Annotated in this window: 4 protein-coding genes; 1 reads left to right on the forward strand and 3 read right to left on the reverse strand. The window is 46.2% G+C overall.

Annotation, left to right across the window (positions count from 1 at the left end; all coding sequences use genetic code 11):
* The first annotated feature begins 117 nt into the window (after window positions 1–117).
* Window positions 118–525 carry a pyridoxamine 5'-phosphate oxidase family protein gene (locus tag Q0314_RS08160; protein WP_298058136.1) on the forward strand — a complete coding sequence of 136 codons (408 nt, stop codon included), beginning with the start codon at window positions 118–120 and terminating at the stop codon, window positions 523–525.
* A 400-nt stretch (window positions 526–925) separates the two neighbouring features.
* On the opposite strand, the gene Q0314_RS08165 is transcribed toward Q0314_RS08160, so the two are convergent.
* The 3 genes from Q0314_RS08165 to Q0314_RS08175 form a co-directional block, all read right to left on the reverse strand.
* Window positions 926–2461 carry a phosphoethanolamine--lipid A transferase gene (locus Q0314_RS08165; RefSeq protein WP_298058137.1) on the reverse strand — a complete coding sequence of 512 codons (1536 nt, stop codon included), beginning with the start codon at window positions 2459–2461 and terminating at the stop codon, window positions 926–928.
* Between the two features lie 170 nt (window positions 2462–2631).
* Window positions 2632–2988, reverse strand: a complete 357-nt coding sequence (locus tag Q0314_RS08170; protein WP_298058139.1) for a diacylglycerol kinase — start codon at window positions 2986–2988, stop codon at window positions 2632–2634.
* Between the two features lie 125 nt (window positions 2989–3113).
* On the reverse strand, window positions 3114–4319 hold the full coding sequence (locus tag Q0314_RS08175) for a multidrug effflux MFS transporter (protein WP_298058141.1): 1206 nt from the start codon (window positions 4317–4319) through the stop codon (window positions 3114–3116).
* Between the last annotated feature and the right edge of the window lie 518 nt (window positions 4320–4837).

The following is a 4837-nucleotide window of genomic DNA, read 5'->3' on the forward strand; positions in this document are numbered from 1 at the left end:
TCAAAATAGAGCTTTTTATCTTTGCTTTTTGGCTAGTTTTAGCTTGCTTTTTGGCACTAAATTTTAGCTGGGTTTCGGCAAATTTAGCTCAAATTTTTAGCGCTTAAGGCGGACGAAATGGATGAGAAAATTTTAAAATTTATCCGCAAGATGCACCTACTTAGCCTTGCGGTTTTAGATGACGGCAAGCCATACTGTGCGAGCTGCTTTTATGCCTTTGACGAGGAAAATTTAGCTTTTGTCGTAGCTGGCGGAGAGCAGAGCGCTCACGTGAGGGCGTTTTTGGCTGAGCCTGGCGTAGCCGGCACCGTCGCGCTTGATACGAAGGTGGTGGGCAAGATAGAGGGCGTGCAGTTTCGCGCTCTGGCCGCTCCCGCGACCGCGCAGCAAAGCAAAATCTACTTCGCGCGCTTTCCTTACGCTTTGGCGATGAACCCGAGCCTTTATGCTTTGAGCCTAGGCTGGGTTAAATTTACGCATAATGCGTTGGGGTTTGGGAGGAAAATAATCTGGCAAAGAGATTGATCTTTGCTATTTGCGGCTTGTCTCGCGAGCGCTTTTCCGAGATTTCGCAAAATTTTCGCTCCGTAGGCTATATGCCTAGCGCACGCTCAATTTTGCTTCAAAACTCGAAAAATCATCTCGCGATACTTCGCCTTGACTTTTTCTATTCAAATTTGAGTCACCGAAATCTGTTCTTTTAAAATTACGTTTTCAAGGGCGGGTTTCGGTGAGTAAAATTTACATTCAAATTTGCAAATTTGACTTAAAATTTGAGTGTAAAGAATCAAGGCAAAGTATCTTGCGATGAATTTAAATGTTGCGAAGAAATTTTCGACCGAAGATAGAACATGCAGTTCATCGAGGGAGGAAATTTCTAGCTCATTTAAAGGCGCGCAAGAGACGAGCCGCCAAAAAGCAAAATTTACTCGCCGAATATATCAAGTTTTTTATCGTATTCTCTTGTCTCCACCCCAAAAAACCCGAGCAACGAGCTAAAAACATTATCGTGCGAGACGGCTTCGTCTTTTTGCGCGCGTAGACGAGCTAGAGTCGCTTCGTCGCTTGCATACGCCATCATCGGGATGTGTTTTTGCGTCTCGGGTGCGATGGCGTAGGGCATGCCGTGCAGGTAGATGCCGTTTTCGCCCAGGCTCTCGCCGTGATCGGAGAAGTACCAAACCGCGCTTTTATCGCCGCCCGCGTCCTTGACCGCCTTGATGACCTCGTCAATAAAAAAATCCGTAAAAAGCAGCGTGTTGTCGTATGTGTTTACGATACTATCGCTATCGCAGGAGCTAAGCTCGCTCGTGTCGCAAGTCGGGGTAAATTTGCGAAATTCGCTCGGATAGCGCGCGTAGTAGGCCGGTCCGTGCGAGCCTTGCAGGTGTAGGACGATTATCTCGTTTTGCGCGAGATTTTCGAGGCGTTTTTTGAAGGAGGGCAGCATATTCGTATCATATCCGGCGTCAAAATACTCGACGTCGCCGGCGTCCAAGCGGTCGCAAACGCCCTTGCACTTGCCCGAGTTGTTGCCCAGCCACACGACCTTGACGCCGACGCGTTTTAGGATATCAAGCGCGTTTTCGCTAAATTCTTTGCTGCTGTATTCTTTTCTCGTGGACTTTGAAAACAGGCACGGCAGCGAGACGGCTGTCGCAGTTCCGCACGAGCGAGCGTCGCCGAAATAGACCAAATTTGGCTCATTTTTCGTGTAAAAATTCGTATCGTTTTTGGCGTATCCGCCGAGCGAATAGTTTTTTGCGCGGGCCGTTTCGCCAACGATCAGCACCATCAGTCGCCGCTCATCGCTTGGCCTCATCGTCGCGTCCGTGCCGATTTGTTTAAATTCGGGCTTGAAAAACTCGAGTTTTACGTACTTTTGAGCCGAATATATCGGATAAAACGGCAGGTTGTAGGCTCTGATGAAGCTATTTTCGCGAAAAAACGGAATGATGGACTTGGTCTGCGGTAAAAACAGAGCCGCCGCGAGAGCTAAAAATCCGAAAAATGCGGCAAATTTGACCTTTAGATGCCGCCTTGCGCCGCCGTACTCGATCCTCGCAAATGCGACCAAAAGGCAGGGCAAAACGCCCAAAAATAGCATATAGCAAACGAGTTTTGGATTTAAAAAGCTTAGCACCTCGCTCGCGTCCGTTTGCGCGACGTTTCTTATCATTTCGCTATCGATTATGATACCGTAGCTTTGCATGAAGTAGCTACTAGCGCACGTAACTCCGATCGCAGCGATACTAACCGGCTTAGCTAGATAGGGCAAAAAAACGAGCGAAAACAGCGCGCAAAGCAGCGAAAAATATATAACCGGCAGGCTTGCGGCCGTCAGCGGATGAGCTTCAAAGCTAAGCCTTGAATAAATAAAATTAAACAGCCCGAAATTTAGCGCGGCGATAAAAATGGCGTTTAAAATCGTAAATTTAAACCAAGAAATACGTAGCTTCATAGCCTTCCTAATATTGATAATAAGAGTGGAACTTTATCCAAAAAAAGCTTAAAGCTTTAGTCTTTAACGGTAAAATTTGAGCTCAAATTTGACGCCAAATATCAAATTTGAGTTTCTAAATTTAGCTTGTGGGCGTAAATTTAGTAGCCACTTTGGGTGAATTTTACTCGCTAAAATGCCAGCGCAAACAGCGTCCACGCCCAAGTTATCGCAGCCGTACCGATAGAGAGGCAAACGGCGGCGGAGGCGCAGTCTTTGGCGATTTTAGCTAGCGGATGAAAGCCGGGCGAAACGAGATCTACTACCGCTTCGATCGCGGTATTTAGGCACTCGCAGATCAAAATGAGGCCAAAAACGGCGATCAGCAGCGCGTGCTGTGCGGCAGAAACGGGTAAAAACAGCGAAACTAGCGCGAGCGGAACGATAACACAAAGCTCAGTGCGAAACGCCGCCTCGTTTTTTAGCATCGCGGCAAGCCCCTCGAATGCGAATTTGGAGTTTTTGAAAAAGTTGTATTTTGGTTTCATATTTTGCCTTTAAATTTGCGAAATAGTAGCGTAAATTTGCTTTATAAGGCGCTTTTGCGGACGGCGCGATAAACAAAAACGTAGTCAAATTTGCCGCTCAAATTTGATAAAACTCGGCTAGTTTTTTACTCATCAGAAATCTTTGAAGTCTTGTAAAGTAGCGCAAACGCCGCCGCACCGATAACCGCAAAGCTCGTAACCATCGGCAGTAGCGTGCCCTCAAATAGCTGCCCGATCGCGACTCCGATAGGAAGCGAGATAAATGTAGAAACCGAGCCGATCAGCGCAGCCGCCATGCCCGCGATCTTGCCCATAGGCTCCATCGCCATCGCGTTTAGGTTGCCAAAAAGTATGCTTACGCAAAAAAAGCTACTCATGCAAAACGCCATAAAAACCCACAGCGGCGGCACTCCATCATACGCGACGACGACGGGCAAAAACGCGACCGCGATAACGCAAAACGCTCCCATAGCGCGCATGCTAAGGTAGCGCATGCCGTAGATCATCACGAGCTTTGCGTTTATCATCGACGCGGCGCCCAGAGCTAGGGCGTTTATCGCAAAATAGATAGGAAACTCGTCGCCTAGCTTGTAACTCACCTCAAAAATCTGCTGAGCGGTGCTGATATAGCTCAAAAACATCCCAAAAATCAGCCCCAAAACGATCGTGTAGCCTGCGGTACGTCTGTTTTTCACTACCTGCGCGGCTTCGCTTTTTATCAAATTTAGGCTAAATTTATTGCGGTTTTGCTCAGGCAGAGTCTCGCTCTGACGCAGTCCAAACCACGCTAGGCACGCAAACCCCATAAAAGTAAGCATCAAAAATATGCTGCGCCAATTATAAATTTTAAAGATAAAACCGCCAATGATCGGAGCAAGTGCCGGCACGATGATAAAAACTGCCGCGATAAAGCTCATCACGCGAGCCATCGCGCGTCCCTCGTAAAGATCGCGGATAAGCGCCATCGCGATGATCCTAGGGCCCGCAGCGCCTAGTCCCTGGAAAAATCTGCTCGCCAAAAGCGCAGTAAAATCGCTCGTGACGACCGAAATAAATGAGCTTGCCGTAAATATCGCAAGCGCGAGCAGCACAGCGTTTCGTCGCCCGATAAAGTCGCTAAGCGGTCCGTAAAATATCTGTCCTACGGCAAAGCCCGCAAACATCGAGGAGATGACGAGCTGGGTTTGATTTATCTGCGTCACGCCAAGATCTAGGCCGATCTGCATGAGTGCGGGCAACATCGCGTCGGTGCTCATAGCTCCAAGCGAGGTTAGAAGCGCCATAAGCGCGATAAATTCTACGAAAGGCAAGGTTTTGGGGATAAATTTCATCTTAAATTCCGCTTTTTGGATTTAGGGGCGATTGTATAAAAAATAAGCTTAAATTTTGAGGTTGGTTTGGGTGGAAATTGGCGCCAAATTAAATTTGATCTATCTAAAAAACTCGGGGTCAAATTTGGAGATCAAATTTAAGTCCGCGCGAGTAAATTTCGCTAAATTTAACGCTTTAGTGAGTAGCAATTTAAGAAATTCGAGATTTTACTGTGAAGTAGTTAAAAGTAAAACATGATGAGCTGGTTGCTTTTGGATTTTATTGAAATGCTTTGGATTGTAAAAAATAGGGGATGGTGGTTATAGGCGACTTGACGATGTCTTTAAAAGACCTGGTATTACGCTATTTCTTTAGTAAAAATGCTAAAAATATTTTTAAAATATTTTTGGGTAATTCAGTTTTTAAGGCTCGAAAAAATGGTAATGAAAACTTTACTTTTCAATACAAAAACGCAGATATGCCCTAAAATAGGCACTTTGCAATTTAAGCATTTGCCTTTTTTAAGTTTCAAACGCTT

The organism is uncultured Campylobacter sp., from assembly GCF_938040115.1.
Classification (GTDB): domain Bacteria; phylum Campylobacterota; class Campylobacteria; order Campylobacterales; family Campylobacteraceae; genus Campylobacter_A.